Here is a 501-nt window from a genome sequence, read left to right as displayed (position 1 = left end):
CCGCACCGATCACTTCTGCGAACGCGTTCGATGCTGCAATCGCCGCACTCAAAGCCGATGACAATCCGCTTGGTACTTCCGATTACATGACCTCCGGCCAAACCATTCCCGGTGTCACTACTACCAGCGAAAACTACAAGGCTACCATTGAGTACGTGGATACTGTAGGCAAAACCCGCGGAACCATTGTTATCACTGCACCGACCCGGGACGCGTATGATGACATCATCGCAGAAATCCTGTCTGCGACAGCGATCACCCAGGCCTACGGTGCGGATGCTGTTGCCAACCGTAACACCGCAAAAGACAGCTGGAACGTCCGTCTCAAACTCCACGATCCCGCCGGAGAAATCTATTTCCTCGCCTTCACCCGGAAAGATCTCAAAATCAGTTCCTATGAAAGCGACAACATCCTCACGAAAGTTGAGGCCTGGGCAGACGGTATTGCCGCACTCAACTAACCGACCCGCTTCAATTCTAATGCGGGGTGATGAATCTGCC

At 53.5% G+C, this 501-nt stretch carries 1 protein-coding gene; it reads left to right on the top strand.

Annotated features, from left to right (window positions below):
• A partial coding sequence (locus tag O0S10_RS10485) for a hypothetical protein (protein WP_268925832.1) occupies nucleotides 1–461 on the top strand: 461 nt, incomplete at its 5' end.
• Nucleotides 462–501: the final 40 nt, after the last annotated feature.

The organism is Methanocorpusculum petauri (assembly GCF_026891975.1).
GTDB lineage: Archaea > Halobacteriota > Methanomicrobia > Methanomicrobiales > Methanocorpusculaceae > Methanocorpusculum > Methanocorpusculum petauri.
Note: the sequence above shows the minus strand (reverse complement) of the source record. Positions and strands in the feature narration are given on the sequence as shown.